17 protein-coding genes and 1 tRNA gene are annotated in these 19,460 nt (G+C 68.2%); 12 read left to right on the top strand and 6 right to left on the bottom strand.

Features of this window, described 5'->3' with window-relative positions:
• Nucleotides 1–9 precede the first annotated feature (9 nt).
• The 9 genes from trbL to LG306_RS05275 are packed head-to-tail and all read left to right on the top strand — an operon-like array spanning nucleotide 10 to nucleotide 6,330.
• Entirely contained in the window at nucleotides 10–1,437 is a 1,428-nt protein-coding gene (gene trbL / locus LG306_RS05235) for a P-type conjugative transfer protein TrbL (protein ID WP_354040052.1), read from the top strand.
• A gap of 2 nt (nucleotides 1,438–1,439) precedes the next feature.
• On the top strand, nucleotides 1,440–2,123 hold the full coding sequence (gene trbF / locus LG306_RS05240; RefSeq protein ID WP_354040050.1) for a conjugal transfer protein TrbF: 684 nt from the start codon (nucleotides 1,440–1,442) through the stop codon (nucleotides 2,121–2,123).
• The gene (locus LG306_RS05245) at nucleotides 2,102–3,172 is read left to right on the top strand and encodes a TrbG/VirB9 family P-type conjugative transfer protein (protein WP_191554989.1); all 1,071 of its coding nucleotides are present in this window, start codon (nucleotides 2,102–2,104) and stop codon (nucleotides 3,170–3,172) included. The genes trbF and LG306_RS05245 overlap by 22 nt, the downstream gene beginning before the upstream one ends.
• A complete protein-coding gene (locus LG306_RS05250; protein WP_354040047.1) occupies nucleotides 3,169–4,350 on the top strand; it encodes a TrbI/VirB10 family protein in 1,182 nt (393 codons plus the stop codon). The genes LG306_RS05245 and LG306_RS05250 overlap by 4 nt, the downstream gene beginning before the upstream one ends.
• The gene (locus LG306_RS05255; RefSeq protein WP_404418745.1) at nucleotides 4,347–4,859 is read left to right on the top strand and encodes a S26 family signal peptidase; all 513 of its coding nucleotides are present in this window, start codon (nucleotides 4,347–4,349) and stop codon (nucleotides 4,857–4,859) included. The genes LG306_RS05250 and LG306_RS05255 overlap by 4 nt, the downstream gene beginning before the upstream one ends.
• Nucleotides 4,853–5,458, top strand: coding sequence for a lytic transglycosylase domain-containing protein (locus tag LG306_RS05260; RefSeq protein WP_354040043.1), 606 nt, complete (start codon nucleotides 4,853–4,855; stop codon nucleotides 5,456–5,458). Before LG306_RS05255 ends, LG306_RS05260 begins: the two co-directional genes overlap by 7 nt.
• 8 nt (nucleotides 5,459–5,466) lie before the next feature.
• Nucleotides 5,467–5,736 carry a hypothetical protein gene (locus tag LG306_RS05265; RefSeq protein WP_354040041.1) on the top strand — a complete coding sequence of 90 codons (270 nt, stop codon included), beginning with the start codon at nucleotides 5,467–5,469 and terminating at the stop codon, nucleotides 5,734–5,736.
• Nucleotides 5,729–5,935: a hypothetical protein gene (locus tag LG306_RS05270; RefSeq protein ID WP_354040039.1), complete on the top strand. Its 207-nt coding sequence runs from the start codon at nucleotides 5,729–5,731 to the stop codon at nucleotides 5,933–5,935. Before LG306_RS05265 ends, LG306_RS05270 begins: the two co-directional genes overlap by 8 nt.
• On the top strand, nucleotides 5,923–6,330 hold the full coding sequence (locus LG306_RS05275; protein ID WP_354040037.1) for an AlpA family phage regulatory protein: 408 nt from the start codon (nucleotides 5,923–5,925) through the stop codon (nucleotides 6,328–6,330). The genes LG306_RS05270 and LG306_RS05275 overlap by 13 nt, the downstream gene beginning before the upstream one ends.
• Here the strand turns inward: LG306_RS05275 and LG306_RS05280 are convergent.
• From LG306_RS05280 to LG306_RS05305, 6 genes are all read right to left on the bottom strand, one after another.
• Nucleotides 6,327–6,593, bottom strand: a complete 267-nt coding sequence (locus tag LG306_RS05280; protein WP_354040035.1) for a hypothetical protein — start codon at nucleotides 6,591–6,593, stop codon at nucleotides 6,327–6,329. The genes LG306_RS05275 and LG306_RS05280 overlap by 4 nt on opposite strands.
• Before the next feature lie 331 nt (nucleotides 6,594–6,924).
• A complete protein-coding gene (locus tag LG306_RS05285; protein ID WP_354040033.1) occupies nucleotides 6,925–8,280 on the bottom strand; it encodes an ATP-binding protein in 1,356 nt (451 codons plus the stop codon).
• Nucleotides 8,281–8,319: 39 nt separating this feature from the next.
• Nucleotides 8,320–10,902 (bottom strand): Shedu immune nuclease family protein, encoded by a 2,583-nt coding sequence (locus tag LG306_RS05290; protein WP_404418749.1) that lies wholly within the window; start codon nucleotides 10,900–10,902, stop codon nucleotides 8,320–8,322.
• Nucleotides 10,899–16,184, bottom strand: a complete 5,286-nt coding sequence (locus LG306_RS05295; RefSeq protein WP_404418751.1) for an NACHT domain-containing protein — start codon at nucleotides 16,182–16,184, stop codon at nucleotides 10,899–10,901. Before LG306_RS05295 ends, LG306_RS05290 begins: the two co-directional genes overlap by 4 nt.
• 372 nt (nucleotides 16,185–16,556) lie before the next feature.
• Nucleotides 16,557–16,632: transfer RNA gene (locus LG306_RS05300), tRNA-Ala, on the bottom strand.
• Between the two features lie 287 nt (nucleotides 16,633–16,919).
• Nucleotides 16,920–17,381, bottom strand: a complete 462-nt coding sequence (locus LG306_RS05305) for a TIGR02300 family protein (RefSeq protein ID WP_055752793.1) — start codon at nucleotides 17,379–17,381, stop codon at nucleotides 16,920–16,922.
• Nucleotides 17,382–17,503: 122 nt separating this feature from the next.
• Between LG306_RS05305 and aroA the strand changes: the two genes are divergently transcribed.
• The 3 genes from aroA to LG306_RS05320 are packed head-to-tail and all read left to right on the top strand — an operon-like array spanning nucleotide 17,504 to nucleotide 19,370.
• Nucleotides 17,504–18,826, top strand: a complete 1,323-nt coding sequence (gene aroA, locus LG306_RS05310) for a 3-phosphoshikimate 1-carboxyvinyltransferase (RefSeq protein WP_404419652.1) — start codon at nucleotides 17,504–17,506, stop codon at nucleotides 18,824–18,826.
• Nucleotides 18,823–19,092, top strand: a complete 270-nt coding sequence (locus LG306_RS05315; RefSeq protein WP_404418753.1) for a hypothetical protein — start codon at nucleotides 18,823–18,825, stop codon at nucleotides 19,090–19,092. The genes aroA and LG306_RS05315 overlap by 4 nt, the downstream gene beginning before the upstream one ends.
• Nucleotides 19,089–19,370, top strand: a complete 282-nt coding sequence (locus tag LG306_RS05320) for a hypothetical protein (protein ID WP_404418755.1) — start codon at nucleotides 19,089–19,091, stop codon at nucleotides 19,368–19,370. The genes LG306_RS05315 and LG306_RS05320 overlap by 4 nt, the downstream gene beginning before the upstream one ends.
• The last annotated feature ends 90 nt before the right edge of the window (nucleotides 19,371–19,460 follow it).

The raw sequence follows: 19,460 nt of genomic DNA on the forward strand, positions 1-19,460 counted from the left end.
AGCCCTCGAATGTCGGTCGGAACGGAAACCCCAAACGAGCTGATGGTGGTGTTCTCCAACACCATCTCGGCCGGGTTCGACGCCCTGCAGGGTTCGGTCAACGGCGTCTTCGGCCTGCTGATCGCCCTGGTCGTGGCCCTGACGGGCATCCAGTGGGCGATGTCGCCCAACCGGGAGGTGCTGGCGTCTGGGTTCGGCAAGGTCCTTCTGATCGGCGCCTTCGCCTGGCTGATCAACGACTGGCAGCGACTGTCGGAGACGATCTACGCCGGCTTCATCGAGCTCGGCCTCACCGCGGGCGGCGGCTCGCTCAGCCGTGCTGACTTCCTCAACCCCGGAGCCATCCTCGCACAGGGCTGGGAGATCGTGAAAGCGCTCGGCGAGACGCCCGCGCCCGTCGACAATCCGCTCGACGTCGTCGGCAACATGACCGACGCCCTGATCCTGGGCCTGGCCATGATCGGCATCATGCTGGCCTTCGCCGTGCTGGCCCTGCAGATCGTCGTCACCCTGCTGGAGTTCAAGATCGTCACCCTGGGCGGCTTCGTGCTCCTGCCCTTCGGCATCTGGAACAAGTCCGCCTTCCTGGCCGAACGGCCCCTCGGCTACGTCGTCTCCTCGGGTCTGAAGGTCCTGGCCCTGGCCATCGTGGTCTCGGGCGCGCGGACGATCTTCGATCAGCTACAGCCTTCGGCCAACCCCGACATCTACGAGGCCCTGAGCATCCTCGTGGCCGCCATCCTCCTGGCCATGCTGGCGCTGTTCATCCCCAACCTCGCCTCGGCCCTCGTGACCGGCGGCCCCGCGCTTGGAGCCGGCGCTGCCCTGGCCGGGACCCTGGCGGTCAGCGGCGCAGGCGCCCTGGCGGCCGGGGCCGTGGCCGGCGCCGGAGCCGCAGTCTCCGGCGGGGCGGCGCGGATGGCTGGGCCTGCGCGGGCGGCGGCGGGGGCGGGTTCCGGTCGGTCGCCGACGTCGCCGTCGGGACCCTGGTCGCCAGGTTCGGGCCCATCCGGTTCCGGGCCTTCCGGATCGGGGTCGCCGCGTCCGTCTAACGACAATCCCGCCCCCTCGGGCCCGCGCTCCGGCGGGCGAGGCCCTGGCGTCGCCGAGCCGGCGCGAGCCTGGGAGGGCGAGGTCGCATCGGCCGAGCCAGACCCTGCTGTCACCCAGGCTTCCATGTCGGGGGCGGGCGGGTCGGCCGCTGGACCCGATGGCGCGTCGTCCGGCCGGCCCTCGGCGACGATCGGACGCGAGGCCGAGGCCGCGCGCCGCGCCTTCCATCGCGCCGCGTCCGGATCCGCCCAGGCCGCACCGCGTCCGCCGGGGCGGGCTGCCGCTCTGCAGGCTTTCTTCGTCGCCAATGCCGGACGGGGCTTGCTCCCCGCCGGCGAGACCAGCGGCGTCCTGTCTCCCAACCTCCGGACAGAGGACCAGTGACCATGCATCCCTTCTTCCGCCCTCGACGCGTCCAGCCGTCCGCCCCCGAAGCGACGCCCTACCAGCGCGCGGGCCAGGTCTGGGACGACCGCATGGGTCTGTCGCTCGCCCATGCCCGCAACTGGCGGCGGATCGCGCTGGCCAACCTTGTCCTCGCCGGCTTTCTCGGCGCGGGCTGGTGGGTCCAGGCCGACCGGGCCGTGGTCAAGCCGTTCGTGGTGGAGGTCTCCGACTGGGGCGAGACCCAGAGGATCACGGCCATCGGCGGCCGCTACGATCCGACCGAGGCCCAGATCGGCCATGCCCTCGCGCGCTGGATTCGCGACGTCCGCTCCAAGTCCATCGATCCGATCGTGATCCGGCAGAACTGGCTGGCAGCCTACGATTTGCTGACGCCCCGGGCGGCGAGTTTCCTCAACGCCTGGGCCCAGTCGCATGACCCGTTCGCCGATGTCGGGCGCGAGGCGGTCAACGTCGAGATCCTCAATGTCGTGCGCCGCACCGAGCGGACCTACGACCTGCAATGGCGCGAGACCCGGTTCGTCAACGGCCAGCAGGCCGGGGTCGAGCGATGGCGCGCTCTGATCACGACCGGGCGCCAGGCGCCGCGGACCGAGGCTGAACTGATGAAAAACCCCCTTGGCATCAAAATCGAGGACATCTCATGGACCCCCGACGCCTCCTGATCCTGACCATCGCCGGGCTCGGCCTGACCGGCTGCGCCGTGCTTCGCGACCCGGCCCCGGCCCTCGGTCCCGCCATCGTCCTGTCGCCGTATCCCGTACCTCCGGCGGAGGCGCCCCACTCTCTGGAGACTGCGGCTTCCGCTGTGAGCGAGGGAGCTTTCGAGGAGACGCGCGCCGTGGATGGGGCGGAAGCCGAGCCGGCGAACAGCGGTCCTGTTCCTTATGAGACGGTCGCCGCGATCTCCTCCTCAGCGCCTGCTGCGCGTGCGGAAACCGCAACGCCGGCCGCTTCCGGACGACGCGCCATCGCGGCCGCCAACGTGGAGGCTCGGACGGCGTCGCAGTCCGACGCCTTTGTCGGCGGGGTGCAGGTGTTCGGCTGGTCCCCGGGTCGGGTCTATGAGGTCTGGACCGCGCCCCTGCGCGTCACCACCCTGACGCTCGGCGCCGGGGAGACCCTGGTCTCGAAAGCGGCGGGAGACACCGTTCGCTGGCAGATCGGCGAGACCACCTCGGGCGAGGGCGCAGGCCGGCGCATCCATGTTCTGCTCAAGCCGCTGCAACGCGGGCTGGAGACCAACCTGGTCCTCACCACCAACCGGCGTGTCTACCTGCTGGACCTGCGAAGCGGCGCGGCGGACGGGTTCAATGCGGCGATCGCCTGGGACGTCGGGGCGATGGACGAACCGGCGTCGCCCTTGGTCGAGGATGGTGTGGACCTACGCGTTCCCGACCCGGTCGCGACCCCGGAGGGCCCGCTCGACGCCCGCTACCGGATCGAGCCCCAGGGACGGCGAGCGCGGTGGACGCCGGTCTCGGTGTTCAACGACGGTCTGCGCACCTTCATCGCCTTTGATCCCGATCTGCACATCGATGAGGCGCCGGCCCTGTTCGTGATCGCGCCGGACGGCGAGGCGCAGATGGTCAACTACCGCCAGGCCGGGGGCCTCTTCATTGTCGACCGCGTGTTCGACCGCGCCGAGCTGAGACTTGGCGACCGGCGGCCCCAGGTCGTGCGCATCCGCCGTCTTCAGGGAGCCGCCCGATGACCCTTCCTCCTGACCCTCGCCCTGAGTCCGACACGGCCGAGGCCGATCAACCGGCCGCCAAGACGCCGCCGCCGGGCCTGTCGATGCGGGCGCCGCGTCCGCCAGCGACCCGCCTGCGAAAGTCCGTCGTCCAGGCGATCATGATCGGCGGGGCTGTGCTGGTCTCCGGCTCGCTGGCCTGGGCTTTCGTGATCCAGCCCGAACTGCGCGACAGCGCCCGCGCGCGGGCGGCGGAGGCCCGGGAGGACGAGGCGCGCGGCGTGGTGCGGCCGGCCGAGGCCGTGACCGAACAGCCGGCGACCTATGATCGTCTGCCCGAGCCGCGCACCGCCGCCGAGCCGGAGGCGGAACCGGGAGCGGTTGCGTCGTCCCGGACCGAGCCTGTGCGATCCTATGGCGGCGGGTCTGCGCCACGATCCGCGCCGCGAGACCAGGGGCCGGGACCGCAGGAACTGGCGGCGCGATCGGGGCTGTTCTTTGAAACGGCGCAAGGCTCGGCGACGCCGGGGGAGCGAGCGCCGGCTGGCGGGTCCCCCCGGGCCGGTGGCGCCGACGCCGCCGGCATCGGCGCCACCTACAACGGCCATGTGCTGACCGCGCCCCTCTCGCCCTACGAGTTGAAGGCGGGCGCCATCATCCCCGCCGTGCTTCTGACCGGCGTGGACACCTCGCGGGCGGGACCCGTCGTGGCGACGGTGTCCCAAAACGTCTTCGACTCGGTGAGCGGCCGCCACCTGGTTCTGCCCCAGGGAACGCGGCTGATCGGCCGGCATGAGGGTGAGAGCGCCTATGGCGACCGCCGCGCCTTCCTGGCCTGGGACCGATTGATCCTGCCCAACGGCAAGAGCCTGGTCCTGACGGAGGAGCCCGGGGTGGACGCCCAGGGCGCCGTCGGCGTGCGGGGATCGGTCGATCGTCGGCTGTTGCCGCTTTTTGTCGGGACCCTGTTCGCCGGCGCCATCACGACCCTTGGCCAGATTGCGCGGGACGGCGATGACCGCAGCTCCGGCGGCCTGCTCGGCGACGCCGGCGACGCGGCCGCCATCGAGGGGTCGCAGGTCGGCGGGCGATTGGTCGATCGCGAGCTCCAGGTCCGACCTTCGATCCGGCTCCGGCCCGGCGCCTCCGTTCGGGTGATGATCACCCGGGACCTGATCCTGGAGCCCTACCAGCCATGACTTCGCCCCTGGACAATGGAAATCGCTGGGCGGCCCTTGGAGTCACCGTCTTCGTTCTTGGCTGCGTCGCCGCGGTCGCAGACCGGACCCCGGCCCTGGCGCTCGTCAACGAAAGCCCGAGCCTGCCCAAGGGGCTCTATCTCCGTGAGATCGGCGCCGCACCCGGTCGCGGCGCCACCGTCGCCCTGCCGCAGCCGCCGGAGGCCCAGCGCTATCTCGGCGCCCTCGGGATGCCGGTCGACGTCCTGCTGATCAAGCGGGTGGCGGCGGTCGGGGGGGACCTCGTCTGCCGGGGCGAGGCCGGGGTGACGGCCGCCGGTCGGACCGCGCCAGTCCTGGAGCGCGACGGCCGTGGCGAGCCGCTGCCGCAGTGGCGAGGGTGCCGGCGGCTCGGCCCGGGCCAGCTGTTCGTCCTGGGAGACACGCCGGGCAGTTTCGACAGCCGGTATTTTGGACCCGTTGCCCTTGGCGATGTCGACGGGGTGTTCCGGGAGACCCTGACATGGTGAAGATCTGTTTGGTGGCGGCGACGGCTTTGCTCTGGCCTGCGGCGTCCCAGGCCCAGTCGATCGACTGGCGTGAGGCGGGCGGCGACCTGTTCGGACGGCCGGCGGCGGTCGAAACGGTCGAGGTCGCCGACGCCGCGGGCTTCGCGGCTCGGCTTCCGCCCCTGTCTCAGCCGTTCATGGAGGCGATCGACCGGGCGGCGGATCGGCACGGGTTCGACCCCAAGCTCCTCCACGCGCTGGTGATCACGGAGTCTGCCTATCGCGCCGACGCATGCTCGTCCGCGGGCGCCTGCGGCCTGACCCAGTTGATGCCAGGGACCGCAGCCGAATTGGGGGTAAACGATCGATTCGACGTGGAGCAGAACCTCTCCGGCGGAGCCGACTATCTGGCCCGTCAGCTGATGCGCTTCGGGGACGTCCGCCTGGCGCTCGCGGCGTACAATTCCGGGCCCGGTCGCGTCGCCCGGCTCGGCCGCATCCCCGAGATCGCCGCGACCCGCGCCTATGTCGTCAGCGTTGTAGAATGCTACCTGGCGCTCTCCGCCGGACGCGGGGCTCGGAACTCCCGGGAGTGTCGGCCGCCGGAGGGCGGGCTGTGATCGCCGGGATGCAAGCCGGGCACACGGAACCGGAGGCCGGCGATGACGACCTGCTGACACGCAAGGAAGCCTCAGCCTTCCTCGTCCAGTTCGGCATTCGCATGAAGCCCGAGACGCTCGCCCGATTGTGGTCGACGGGGGGCAATGGTCCGCCCTGCCGGCACGTTCGGCACAAGCCCTACTATCCGAGGGGCGTGCTCAGGACCTGGGCCCTGGCCCAGGTCAGCGACCTGCGCGCATCAGCCCCGCCCGCAGCACGGGGGCGTCGCCATGGCTGATCCGCAATCACAGCCGGTGTCTGATCGCAGCATGCTGACGGTGGCGGACTTGCTGGTGGATCCGGCGGTCAGCTTCGCCCTGAAGGAGGTGCTGCGCGCCTGGGAGATGCGCGACCCGGTCGACGCGGCGCTGGACGCCCGGATCCTCGCCGATCTTCTCGAGCGCCGGGCGGACGAGGCTGTGTCATGGGCGTCGTGACCGACGGGCGTCCGGGCGGCGCTGACGATCGCCTGCTCGCATGGCCGGCTGTTCACGCCGTGACTGGCCTCAGCCGCACCACCGCCTGGCGAATGCAGAAGGCGGGGGATTTTCCACTGCCGGTCCTGGTGTCGCGGGGCCGGGTGGGATGGTGGGAGAGCGAATTGGCCGCATGGAAGCTGGCGCGGGCCCCGCGTCGTCCGGCCGAGCCCCGGCTGTTCGAGGCTTCAGCCGACCCGGAACGGCAAGGCGGCAGCCGCCCCGTCGCCCCCGCGAGTAAGGCTCCTGCGACGACGACCCCTGCCGGTGAGCCGGTGCAGGAGAGCGCGGCATCCGTCGGACGCCGGGGCTCCAAGACCTCGCCTGGCCAGATCGCCTTCGACTTCGGAAGCTAGGAAATCGGCTCTTTGGACGGAAGGCGTCGGAAGCGCACGCGATCTGCGCCGACGATCAGAAAGGCGTCGAAGCCGGCGTCGCCCCAGGCCCTGCGCTGGACGTGGGTCGTATCCGGGTCGGTAACGTTGGCCCACCACTGGGGCCGCGCCGCGCTCTTGGGCAGCATATAGCCGATCTTGCGCTCCATCTCGGCGAAGGTGAGTTCGAACTCGTCGAGTTTCTGTTTGCGTAGGTAGTCGCGGAGAGGATCGTATTTGGCCATCCCTGACAGTCTATCCGGCGGGCGCTGGCCTTGAAAGGCGCGGTTGTGCTCGACGCCGCCGGACTGGCGACGCGTCTGCGATCGGCGTCCTGCTCGGCTTCGTGGCGCCGCCGGTCCCGTCGTCGCCCCAGTTGCGGACGGCAGCGACCGCCGATTTTTCGGACCGCGATCCGCCCAGGTCCTGCGCCGACGGCCACGCCGCGGCGGCTAGAACCGGGACGGAAGGCGGCGCAGACCCCATGTGCGATCCTTTCGCGGGAGCGTTCCAGGAGCGGACCGCAGACGGGCCTGCGAAACGAGGACGCGGACTAGGGCGCCGGCTTCACTGTCGTCAACCTTGGCGCTCGAGTCGCGCCTGGACGCTCCGCTCGGCGACATCGCCGGGCAGGACATAGCCGTTGAACAGGGCGAGCAGCGGAGCGACGAGCTTGGCCGCGAACGGGGCGACGGCATTCGACGCCGTCTCCAGAGGAAGCGTCGTGAAGCTCTCCACCGCGTCGTCACGTGCGCGGTTCTCACCGAAGATCATAGGCGATCCGGTGAAGGATATGAGGTTCCGGCCCTGCACTCCGGTCCACCGGCACCGTACACCCAAGGTTGTCGTGCTGGGGTCCCACCCGAGGGCCGTCATATAGATCAGAGCGGCGGCCAGGCTTTCTCCCACGCCTTGGATCGTCAGGCGCGGCTCCATGGTTGCCTGGGTCTTCGCCTTGCGCTGTCGAGCGCTCGCGTCCGTGTCGAGCAGACGGTTCTGGTAGAAGACGCCAGCTGGCTCGAATCGCATGAAGTCAAGAATGTCGAACCAGCTGTCCACGATGACACGGCATTCCAGGCCGCCGTCCTCGAAGACCGGACGCTGATCGAGGGTGCCATCGTACCACAAGGCCATGCCGCCGAAGTTCGGGTCGCTGCCTGCGAGTGCGCGTCTGTCGGTCTGATCGGCCGGTCTGGCCGTCTGGGGAGGATCGGCGACGACCGCGATCTCGAACCGACCCCAGTCAAGTCCGGCGGCAGGGACCGGCTCCTGCGCCATAGCCTTTTCGTAGCGCTTCCGGCCGCGGGCCATGGCCTTGACGGTGATTTCAGCCAGGTCGTCTGCCCGGGGCGCGGACGGAAGTAGCGCCGTCAGGGCTCCCAGGTCCGAGGAGGCGAGATGCCGCCTGATGAAGCCCGCGATGTCGGCTTCGCGGTTGTCGAAGCAGATTTGCATCAGGACCGGCCAGTCCGCAGCGCAGGCCGGGGCGGTGCTGACGACGCCGCTGCCGTGAAGGGTGCGGACGTAGACGGTGTCCTTGGGAGCAGTGCCAATGGCTTTCTTTAGAACGGCGGGCGTTCTGACCCCGGTCGGAATGATAAGGACTGGGTGGTCGATCTCGCCGTTGCGGACGAACCGGACCTCGACCGGAATGGCGGGGGTGAGATGTCGGGAAACAAGGCCCTGGATCACGTCGTCGTTGAACAGGCTGCGCGGATCACTGGGCGGGCTGTCAGCCGGCTGGCGGGTCTTGTCGTCAATCCCGATCACTAGGTAGCCGCCGCCGTGATTGTAGAGGGCGGCGACGGCGCAGATGATTTTCTGCTTTCCTGCCTCAGCCGTCGGGTCGATCCAGCGCTTAAGTTCCAGCGACAGCGATTCCGTCGGTTCCGCTATCAGCCGGGACAGGTCATCGATTCGCGTCGGGGTCATCTCGACAATCCTGAGCGGAGTGTGGTGGCAGTCCGACCATCACGCGAGGTCGTTCGGCTGGTCTCCAATCGCCGGGTCAATCGCGTCGCCTTCTTCGATTCCGGCACCGGCGCGAACCCGGATCCGGTCCGCCACGAATGCATAGGCGTCGGTGAAGCTCACGCCGTCGTGCCGCAACTGAACCGGCCCGAGCGCGATCTGAGCGCGGATCGCGTCTCTGAGCGCCGGTGTGACGACGAACTGGGTCGGCTCAATCCAGCCGAAAATTTCCGGCACGACTACAGAGTCGCCCCGAAGCTCTATCGTCTCATTGCGCTTCACGCCGATGAAGCAGTCATGCTTGTAGGGGAGGCCCTCGGCGAGACTATCGAAACTGAGGATTTTAAAGTCATCTCGCTCCTCCGCCGCGATGATGGCCCGGCGAAGGTCGTTGTCGCCATATTCTCCGCGCCGGCCGTGGACGAGAACAAACTTCGGACGGACCGGATTTCGTCGCATGACGAGGGGCAGATGGAGGGGAGCGACGGTTGTCGCCATGAAGGCGGCCACGTTTTCCGGCGATGATAACCAGGCGCGCCAGCGGTTGATCTGCTGCAGTCCGGCCTGGAAATCCGGATGCAGGGCGTTGGAGTTGTCGCGGAAGAACCGGCTTCCCGGCTTTTCGATTTCGACGAAGACGATGTTCCAGTCGTCCGAACTCTTCGACATGTAGAAGAAATCGCACGCGTACTCGGCTCCGAACCGGAGTTTGCGCAGCACAGTTCCGAAATGGAGCCCGTGGTTCTGAATGAACTCTCGGGGGATCAATCGGGTGTGGCGCTCCAGAAAGGCTTGATAGACCTGCTCGCGTTCTTGAGCGTCGAGGAGCGCGAGATACTCCTCCTTCAGCCCCGGTTGTGGAACACTGGTTTGGCTATCGGTCATGACGGCGGCATAGCGGCTGTGTCTCGTCGCCGCCATAGGCAAGGTTGCGACCGGTCCTTCAGGCTTGGGCGTCCCGCTCAAGGGCGGCCGCCAGTGCCGCCTCGTAGTCCCCGATCTCGTAGCGGTCGAAGCTGTCTTCCTGGTCGAACAGGTCTGCGAGCCGCATCCTGTAGAACCTGTCCCCGCGCCATGGTCCCCACGGAGAAGGGCCGCAATGAACCATGACCGGAAGGATTGCGCCTCGCCCGCTTCTTCGGGAAGCGCGCGCAGGGTGCGGAGTGCAACGCGGTGCAGCAGGCCGGCAACCTCCGGGTCTATTCGGGTCGAGGTGACAACGAGCTGCAACACTTCGACCAGCGCAAGGGCGGCAGTGGGGGGAATCTCGCCGGGCTCGAACTTCGTCGGGAGGCTGCGCGTCCGGGAGTCGGCAGGGAGGTGATCGAAGAGGGCCACCCATCCCGAAAGGAAGTTGACGATTTCATAGAGGAGTCGCGCACCGCGGGTCGGAAACTCCCTATCTCGATCCACGTCGTCAGAGTCGTAACCGGCCTCTAGACTACGGGCGAAAAGCGGGAGGTAGAGGAGCCACATGTGGTAGCCCACGTCCTGACGCGCCGCCGAGGTCACCATCAGGTCGAAGAAGAATAGCCCCATCCACGTCGGATCCTGCATCTTCTCGCCGTCGAAGTCAGAGCCGGGTTCGTTCAGCCAGGCAGGATAGTCGGGGCGTTCGTCTCCCTTCAGCAGGCGGTTCACATAGTCCCCCACGGGCTTCCAGACCGAAAGCCGTTCCGCCACGCGCGCGTCCGAGAAGAAGAAATACAGGAGCCGGTTTCTCGCCTCCAGCCGGTAGCCAATCAGACCGTCCGAGGCGTCGTTGGTGGAGAGTTCGTGGTAGAGAGCGCTAGACGGGTCGGCGATCATCCGCGTCAGGACCCGCGAGGTGAACTCGGTGTCGCCGAACACCGGCTCCACGACCAGACAGGCGGCGAAGTGCGGACGCCGCTCAACGACATGGTCGAGCACCCGGGGCGACGTCAGCAGGAGTCGCATCAGATCCTCGGCGGACTGTTCTGCGCGCCGGTCGGCGGGAACGAGGGCCGCCAGGGCCCGGACGGGCGTCGCGGCCCACCGGGGCCAGGTCTCGCCCAGGAACCGGCGTCGACCGTGCCGACCTGGCCGACGTACGAAGGCCTCGAACGACCCCGGCCTGGGCGGACCGAACTGCTCAAGCCAGCGGCGAAGACGCTGACGGCGGGTCGCGCGGCGGCTCGCTCGGGCGACAAGCGCGATGTTGGGCTCGAGCAGCTTGAAGGCGTCGCCGTACTGCTCGTCGTCGATCAAGGCTGTGGCGAGGCGGACGAAGGCCGGCAGCGTCCCAAGCGAAGGCCGGGTCCTCTGATGGATGATCACGGACGCGACGAGCCAGGCGAACGCCAGGAGGAAGGCGAACTTTCGGGCCGGCCCCGGGTCATCGCCGCCCAGAACCAAGGGGCCGCACAGGCCTTCGAGGCCGGGTAGGCAGGCTGGCGGGCGCCAGTCGAACAGCTCGAAGCCGAGGATCAGGCCGCAGGCCGGAAGAGCGAGCAAGACCTGGGCGCGCCACGACAGGGTCGCCCGCATGCGCTGCACCGGAGAAAGTACGGCGTAGACGGCCGCGAGCAGCGCAAGGACGGTAAGGAAACCGTCGAGCGTCACGAGGCTGCGCCCTCTGCGGCGCGGCGGCGGCCTCGGAAGCTTTCGCTCTGCTGAAGCGAGGCGGCGCGCCGGTCTCCCGCATCGACGAGAACATCGAGGATTCGCAACAGCTTGTCCTGGGTCTCAGGCGCAGGCGCTTCGTCCCTGTCGATGATGAACTGGATCAGGGAGCCGATACGAGGGTGCAGACCGGCCGCACTCAACGGGTTGCGCGGGGACTCGCGAGCGAACGCCTCGGTCAACTGGTCGGCGAACAGATCGATCGGGTAGGTGGTGCGGGCCGCTTCGACGAACCGCAGCCAGATTGCGACGAAGCCGGGAAGCTCAGCCAGGCCGTCGAACAAAGTCGTCGATACTGGCAGGACCATGGGCAGGTCGCGCCAGTCGCCATTGGCGAACCTGCGGCTGGCTGGCGCGTCAGTGACCCCGATGCACAGCAGATCCTGGATCAGGAGGTGGGCCTCGTCCGGCAGATCCCCGCGTCGGGTCTTCGTCAAACCGGCCAGCCGCGTCGCGACCGCGGACATGATCTCGATGGCGCGGGGGTCTAGGGTCTTGGCGTCGCAGACCCGGTTCCCTACGACGACGCTGACGAACGGCATCATCAACGCGCAGAAGGGCGCGTCGTTGAGGGCCGCCGCCGGCGCGACGATGTCGCCGACCGGGTCGATGTCGGGATCGCCGGCCGCGACGCGGGCCATCCAGTTCATGACGTCGAATCGCCACCGGTGCAGTCGCGAGGCATCCCGATCGCCGCGGGACAGGGTCCGTAGCTTCGCGACCGTCCAGGCGAGCAGATTCAGGGCCACGGGGCGAAGGATCGCCGCGCCCTCCGGCGTCCGGCCCAGGATCAACAGCGGCGGCAGGTGCGCCGACAGGAAGCCGGTGTCGAGCATCGTCTCCGAGGTAAGGGCTTCCTCGCCCTCGTCTCCCCAATCTTCATCTTCGGCGTCCTCAGACGCCAGCGGGATCGGAAGAACGGGGAGGGTCGGCTCCGCGTCCTCGAAGGCTACGGCGAACGCGTGCACGGTCGCGGCCTGGAGCGCCTGCTGACGGACGGCTCGCGCACCGTCGCGGTCGCCCCAATAGCGACGAGAAAGATCGGAGCGGATGGAGAGGGAGAGCGCCAGGCAGAGGGCGGCTTTGGCGAGCGCGGGATGGTGGTCGCCAAGGGCGTAAATCTCGCCGGCAGCGCTCGCCGATGCCTCGATCAGGGGATGGGTGACCAGGCCCAGCAAGTCGCGCAGGGCAGCCGGTTGATCCAGGTCCCTGCGGATCATCCCCGCCAGCGCGGCGGGCACATAGTTCAGCGGATGGAAAGAGAGGGTCGTCTCGGGAACTGTCATGCCGTCGTTTGGAAGCGGCGTGGCCGCCGCCCGGAACGTCACATCGGCGGCCCAGGCAAGAACCTCCGCCGCCTCGAAAGCGTCATCGGCCAGGACGGCGGCGGCGACGCCGGCCACCCCCGCGCGGCGGATCTCCTCCAGCGAGCCCGTTTCCCAACGGACCTCGAACAGGTCAGGGGCGTCCAGGGCGCGCGCCTCAGAGATGGCCTCGTCCAGCGTCATGTCCGGGCCGGCGGGGCGGACGCCCATGCGATCGGCCGCCCAGGTCTCAAGCCGCATCCACCGGAACATGGATCCCCGGGCCGCCTCCTGCTCAATGACGGTCTCGTCTTCGATGGGCGGCGGCTCGAACGCAATCTCGATCCCGTCCTCCGCCTCGCGCATCCTGTAGTGTGCGGGATCGCCCATCCTCGCCCAGATTTCCGCAGTGCGACGGCGATCGTCCATGAGGGCGTCGTCCTGGCGTTCCTCTTCCAGATCGAGTCCACCCTCCGCCGAGAAGGTGCTTGCGGCGGCGAGGAAGGGCCGGCGCAGGGTGTCATCGGACGACAGGGCGAACAGGATCGCGATCTGCCGGATGTCGGTCTTGCGGCAGGGTCGCTGGTTTGCCCGCTGGAGGGCTATCGCGGCTGGCGTCCCCGGCCGGGAACCCAGGATGTTGAACGAGCTGTCATGGTCGATCTTCACGAGCCGCCGCACATCCCAGTTCCAGAGCCGCTGGCTGCTGATCAGGGGCAGGGTCGTGGCCGAGGCCCGGTTCGTCGTGACCGCCAGCGCAGCCGCGATTCCGAGGAAGGCGTTATGGCGCGTCCCCTTAAGGACGTCGGACAGGATCTCGTCGACGTCGCGCCCGCCTTCCTGCTCCCGGAACGCCCAGTCCTCGAGGGCCATCAGCGCGGCCTCGAGCATCGGCGGCGCGAAGGCAGCCCGGAAGGCGACGTATTCTCGCTCGCCGCCCCAGAAGGTCTCCAAGCCCCAGGGGAACGCGAGAACGAGGGGGACGGGCGTGCCCCCGTCCTCGGGATCCAGGTCATGCAGTTCGAGCCAGGACGAAACGGCGTGATCGGCGATCGACTTGACCAGGCGGAGCGCCTCGCCCGGGGCATGTCTGAAGAGAGCATTGAAGGGCTCGGTCTGGGGCGAGGGCGGGTAGAACAGGTCTGCCCGCCGATCGAGCGACAGCTTGTCCCAGTCGTGGTGATCGACCATCCCGCCGAGGAACGAGGGCATCAGCAGGCTCCTCTCGCGCGAACCCGCCGGATGCTTCAAGGCTTCGTCCCGGCGCTGGCGGTCGCTTTCCAGCTCCAGTCGCAGTTTCTCCTTGGGCAGGGTCTCCAGCATTTCCGCGAGGAAGGCGTCGACGAGCAGGGCTGGCGCGGCCTTTGCCACCCAGGCGGCCGATTCCATGACGGACCGCCAGACATGGCGGCCGCCCCGGCGCGAGCCATCCAGCGCTCGGAGATAGCGGATCGTGGGATCGGGATAAGCCAGCGCGGCCCTGAAGATCTGGGTCCGGAGCCGATCGGCGAACTGGTCCTGCGCGTTGTGATCCATGCCGCCGAACCGTCCCGGCAAGGTGCGCGGCTCTGTCGGATTCTGGTGGGCCTCCAGCGCAAGGAGCCAATGCTCCTCAAGCGCCACAAGGCCTTCGGTGGTCGTGTTTGGAATCCTGGTAAGGGCTGACTGCCAGATCTCCGCGAGGGTAAGGACGGTTGGCCAGAGGGACACCGGAACCTGGCCCTGTTGCGCCAGCAGCCAGTCGAGCAACCGTCTCCACGCCCGATAGTCTGCGGGCTCGGCCATCATGTCGGCCAGGCGGATCCGGTCGGTCGAGGACAGGGCGTCGTAGGGCGGCAGTCCGTCGAGCCCCTTGCCGGGGCGGGTCCTCACCGCCTGGAACCACGTCAGCAGTTGTCGCAATCGGCTGGAATCGCCCAGAACGAAAAATGCTGCGGTGAAGGTCGAGGCTCTCTCCTCGAAGCGCGGCGATGACAGCGGCGCCATCATCCATGAGCGGCGCCATTGCGATCGGCTATGCGCGGCTTCCAGCCGATCGAGCTGGGCGGCCCAAGCCCGGTCGGCGTCGAAGCGGAGCTGCGAGAGCAGTTCGACCGGTCGTCCGAGCGCGGGTGGCTCGCCCGCCTCGACGACCGCCTGGAGCCAGTCGGCGCCCGCGCTGACGAGGCGATGGGTGAACGCCCATTCGAAGAAGATGTCGTGCCGGAAGGAGACGGTGTGGCCTGGCTCGGCATCCTTGAGAATATCGTCCGCCTTCAGGCTTTCGATGGCGTCATGGTCAAGCCCCCGGACCGGGGCGTCGCGACCGAGATTCGCGGCGCTGGCCGAGGCCAGGGCCAGCAGGACCTCCTGGCGGCGCGCGCGGACGGCGCCCTCCGCATCATAGCCGCCTCCACGCCACCAGGCAGACAGCAGTTCGGCTTCGCTGGACGGGATCGGGTCTCCGCCGTCCCCGATGGCAGTGGCCAGCACGTCCAGGAAGAAGGGCCGTCGCGAAATCTCCTGCACGGCGGGGGCGCCGAAGAGGAGCGGGGCAAGGCCCGGCCTGACCTCCGACAGATCGGTCGCTTCCTGATCGGTCAGGGGCGTCACCTCGACGCGGCTTGTTGCCAGAGCCCCGAGGGCGGTCGCCCATCGGCCGACGTCGCTCCAGGCGCCATCGCGCAGGGTCACCAGCACCCGCCAGGTCCTGAGCGTCGGCTCCGTCAAGACGGCGTCGAGCACCTCCTGGACGATCTGCCGATCTTCGCGACGCACGCGGTCGATGGCGTCGATCACCAGAACGCAGTCGCCTGCCGCGGCGATCTCCCGGAGGATCGGTCTGGGATCGACGCCCGTGAGACCCAGGGCCCGCGCATACGCCGGCCACCCTCCGGGGCTGAGACGGTCGGCCCGCAGGGCGAGGACTGAGCCGCGGTCCGCCGCCATTGTCGCGTAGCGCGCGAGCAGGGCGGACTTGCCCGAGCCCGGGGCGCCGACGATCTGGACCACGCGATCGGCTTGCAAACGGCGATTGATCTCGTCGACGAGATCGTCGCGATCGAGGGTGACGCCGTCGACCGTCCGGCGAATGGTCGAGAGGGCGAGCCGGGCTTCCGCGCGGACATGGTCGAGCTCTGCCGCCCAGAACCGGCCGGGCGTGAATCGGTCCCCGCGGCCGACCCTTTCGACGAGGTTGCTCCGGACGAAGCTTCCGGCCTCACCCGCGGCCTCGCGCGCGATCACCCGCAGCCCGGTCCAGACGTCGCCGCCGTCGCCGACGGCATCGGTTCTCAGGACGCCCCGAATGCGGTCCAGCACTAGGTCCGCGTCGGCCGCGCCCTCGCCCAGGAGTTCGAATCTCATGACCACGAGGTGTCGGAAGACCTGGAACACCTCCTCGTCCCCCGCAGGGGCGCCCGACGCCCTGGCGAGGGCGGATCGGATCGCGGCGACCAGCGCCCGCTTGGTCTCGGCGGCGAAACCGGGTTTGGCGACCCGGACGTGGAAATCGCGCGCGGTCGCGCTGTCCCGCGCCCAGTCGCAGAGCGTGCGGATGTGGCGGTAGGCGCCCAGATCGACCTCGTCTGTCGCGATCCCGACCCGGTCGCGTCCGTGGCGAAAGCTCGCCTTCGCGATCGTTTCAAGGATACGCGCCACGACGTCCTGAAAGACGGCGTTGGACTCCCGGTCGGCGAAGATGAAGCTTCGCTTGACCTGAATGCTCAGGGTCGAGCCCTCGCCCCCGTCCTCGCTCTCGACGATGACGTCGTCGAGCGGCTCGCCCAAGGCGCCACGCTGGACACGAACCTCCTTGACCGTAGCGGCTCCAGTTCCACGCGCGGTGTGCTCCCCGAGAAGGGAAGCGAGATAGTAGGCGACGACGGTGTCTTCGAAGGTGAAGCCGGCGCCGCCGGTGAGTTCAGGACTGGCAGGCATGGGGGGCGAGACTCAGATGAAGGCTCGACAAGCTAGGGCTGTGCGGTGCCCGGAGCCATAACCGCTGCGAGGGTTGCGCGGCGATTTCAGTGGGCAATCGCCGGTCTTTGTCGAGACCCTGGTCCTGGAAGCTTGCCACAGTCTGAAACGGCGGGGACGCGCATCGCCGTCAACATGCAAACGACCCTCCGGCCGTCTTGATTCGCCGGAGATGCGAGCCCTTCGGCGAGAGCCCCCGAAACCGGCTGAAATCCCCGGCAGCCCAGTGAAAACGACTAGGCTGAGAAGTTTTTCACGTAACGCGGTTTGCTACCCATGTGCTACCCGGAAAGCAAAAGGGGTTAGCAGTTTCCTGCTAACCCCTTGAAAAATTGGTGGAGCTTAGCGGAGTCGAACCGCTGACCTCTTGCATGCCATGCAAGCGCTCTACCAGCTGAGCTAAAGCCCCGGACCTGTCGGTCTGGATCGCCCGGTTCATCTTGCGATGGCCCCCGGCGAGGCGGCGGAAACTAGGTCAGGCTTTTTCTGCGATCAAGCCCGTTTCGAGATTTATTTTCACCGCGTTCCCAAGGGTGAAAATACGCAGGTTTTTCAAACCGAAAGGTGTGAAAGGCCTGCTGTCCCGCCGCGTCTCCCTAACGGGAAATGCGGCGGGTGCAACAAGAATCTGAGCCTATCCACAGGCCCCAAAAAGGCGGGCCTCATGTAGCGCGAAGCGCGATAGGCCCAAAAAAATCAGTCGTCGTCGCGCGACGGCTTGGCGATTTCGTCGTCGATCGAGTCGTCGTCTTCGTCTTCGATGAACGGCACGGAGTCGTCATCGTCGTCGGCCAGCAGATCGTCGTCGCCGTCGGTCGAGCCCATGCCGGCTTCTTCCGAGGCGTCAGCCGGGGAGTCTTCGTCCTCGTCGTCCGGCGTCAGGATCGGCTCGTGGCCTTCCTCGTCGATTTCCGGCGTCTTGACGTCGTCTTCCTCGTCCTCGTCGCCGTCGACCTTCTTGTCCTTGACCTGATCTTCCGTGTCCTCATCGTCGGACGGATAGCCGGGACGGGCGCGGCGGCTGCGCAGCTTCATCGCCTCTTCGGGATCGAAGTCGGTTCCGCATTTGGGGCAGTGTGCGGGGCGACGGTTCAGGTCGTAAAACTTCGCCTGGCAGTTGGGGCAGACCTGTTTGGCGCCCAGTTCGGGATTGGCCACGTTTGGATGCTTTCAACGGGTTGAATTCGGGGCGGTCCCTTGCCACCCCTTTGACCCGCTGTCAAAAGCTGTCTTTCGCGCCGCCCGCGCGGCCCTTCGCACAATATAGCCTGAAGCGGGTGATCATGCCGTCCCAACTGACTTCGCGCCGCGCCTCCGCACTGACCGGAAAGGTCCGCGCGCCGGGCGACAAGTCGATGTCGCACCGGTCGATGATCCTGGGTGGAATGGCGTCGGGCGTGACCGAGGTCGAGGGTCTTCTTGAGGGCGACGACGTTCTGGCCACCGCCCGCGCGGCCGAAGCCTTCGGCGCCAAGGTCGAGCGGATCGGTGATGGGAAATGGCGGATCGAGGGGGCGGGCGGCTTTAAGACGCCTTCGTCGGTGATCGACTGCGGCAACGCCGGAACCGGGGTGCGCCTGCTGATGGGCGCAGCGGCCGGCTATCCGCTGACGGCGACGTTCGACGGCGACGGTTCGCTTAGGAAGCGTCCGATGAAGCGGGTCACGGGACCGCTGGCCGACATGGGGGCGGCGTTCGATTGGCAGGCGGCCGAGGATCGACTCCCGGTGGCCCTGACCGGGGGCGCGCTGAAGGCCATCGACTATGTGCAGACGGTGGCCTCGGCCCAGGTGAAGTCGGCCATCCTGCTGGCAGGGGTGAACGCCGAGGGCGTCACCTCGGTGGTCGAGCCCGAAAAGAGCCGCGATCACACCGAGCGGATGCTGCGGGCCTTCGGCGCCGAGGTGGGCGTCGAGGAGAGGGGCGAGGGCTGGAAGGTGACGCTGAAGGGCGGTCAGGCCCTGACGGGGACCTTCGTCGCCGTGCCGGGCGATCCGTCCTCGGCGGCGTTTCCCCTGGCGGCGGGGCTGATCGTGCCGGGGTCGGAGGTCACGGTCGAGGGCGTGATGCTGAACCCGCTTCGCACCGGCCTGTTCGACACCTGGATCGAGATGGGCGCCGACCTGACCATCACCAACCGGCGTGAGGCCGGGGGCGAAGAGGTCGGCGACATCACCGCCCGCCATTCAGCGCTAAAGGGCGTGGTCGTGCCTGAGGATCGCGCCGCCTCCATGATCGACGAATATCCGATCCTTGCGGCGACGGCGGCCTTTGCGGACGGCGTCACCGTCATGCGCGGCGTGGGTGAAATGCGGGTCAAGGAAAGCGACCGGATTTCGCTGATGGTCGAGGGGCTGCGCGCCTGCGGCATTCAGGTCGAGGAGGAGCCGGAAGGCTTCATCGTCACCGGCGCCGGCCAGGGCGGGGCGGTGCGTGGAGGCGGCCTGGTCCACACCGCCCACGACCACCGCATCGCCATGAGCCATCTGGTCCTGGGCCTGGCCGCCGAACAGCCGGTCTCGGTCGACGAGCCTGGCATGATCGCCACCAGCTTCCCCTGCTTCGTCGAGATGATGAACGGGCTGGGCGGGCGGATCGCGTGAAGCCCGCGCGCGACGTCCTCGGTCGGGGCATCGCGGTCCTCGGTCTTCTGACCTGTCTGGGCGGAGCCGGCTGGACGGCCTGGATCGTCTGGCACGGGGTGACGACAGGCCGGGTCTCGGGCAAACATGGCGCCGTGCATCTCAGGGCCGAGGGCGACGCCTTCTTCTATTCGACCGTGGCGCTGAGCGGCGTCGCCTGTCTGGTGTGGCTGGGTTTGGCGGCCTTCGCGGTCGTGGTTCTGGCGCGTTGGAAGGCATGGTCGTGAACCGGCCGGAGAAGTCGGGCTGGATCAAGCCGATCCTGACGCTGGCGATCGCGATCCTGATCGGCTGGTTCTGCGTGATCGGCGCCCGAGAGATCGTCCAAAGCCTGGATGCCGGGGTGCTGAACAACCGAAAGGGGCCGGACGTTCTGTTGGCGGACCGACCCCTGCTGTTCTGGAGTGTCCTCGGCTTCTATGTGGCGTCGGTTGCGGCTGGGGCGGGCCTGGCGGTCCTGCTGGCCAGCCTTGCAATTCGTGATTTGGTCGGACGCCGGGACTGAGGGCTTCGGCTGGATTGGTCGGGCGATCCTCGCTATCAGGTTCGGCCTCCCATGCGTTTGGGAGCGAGATTGAAGTGCGCCACGCGCTGT

The sequence above is a fragment of the Brevundimonas vesicularis genome (genome assembly GCF_044807075.1).
GTDB classification, from domain to species: domain Bacteria; phylum Pseudomonadota; class Alphaproteobacteria; order Caulobacterales; family Caulobacteraceae; genus Brevundimonas; species Brevundimonas vesicularis_G.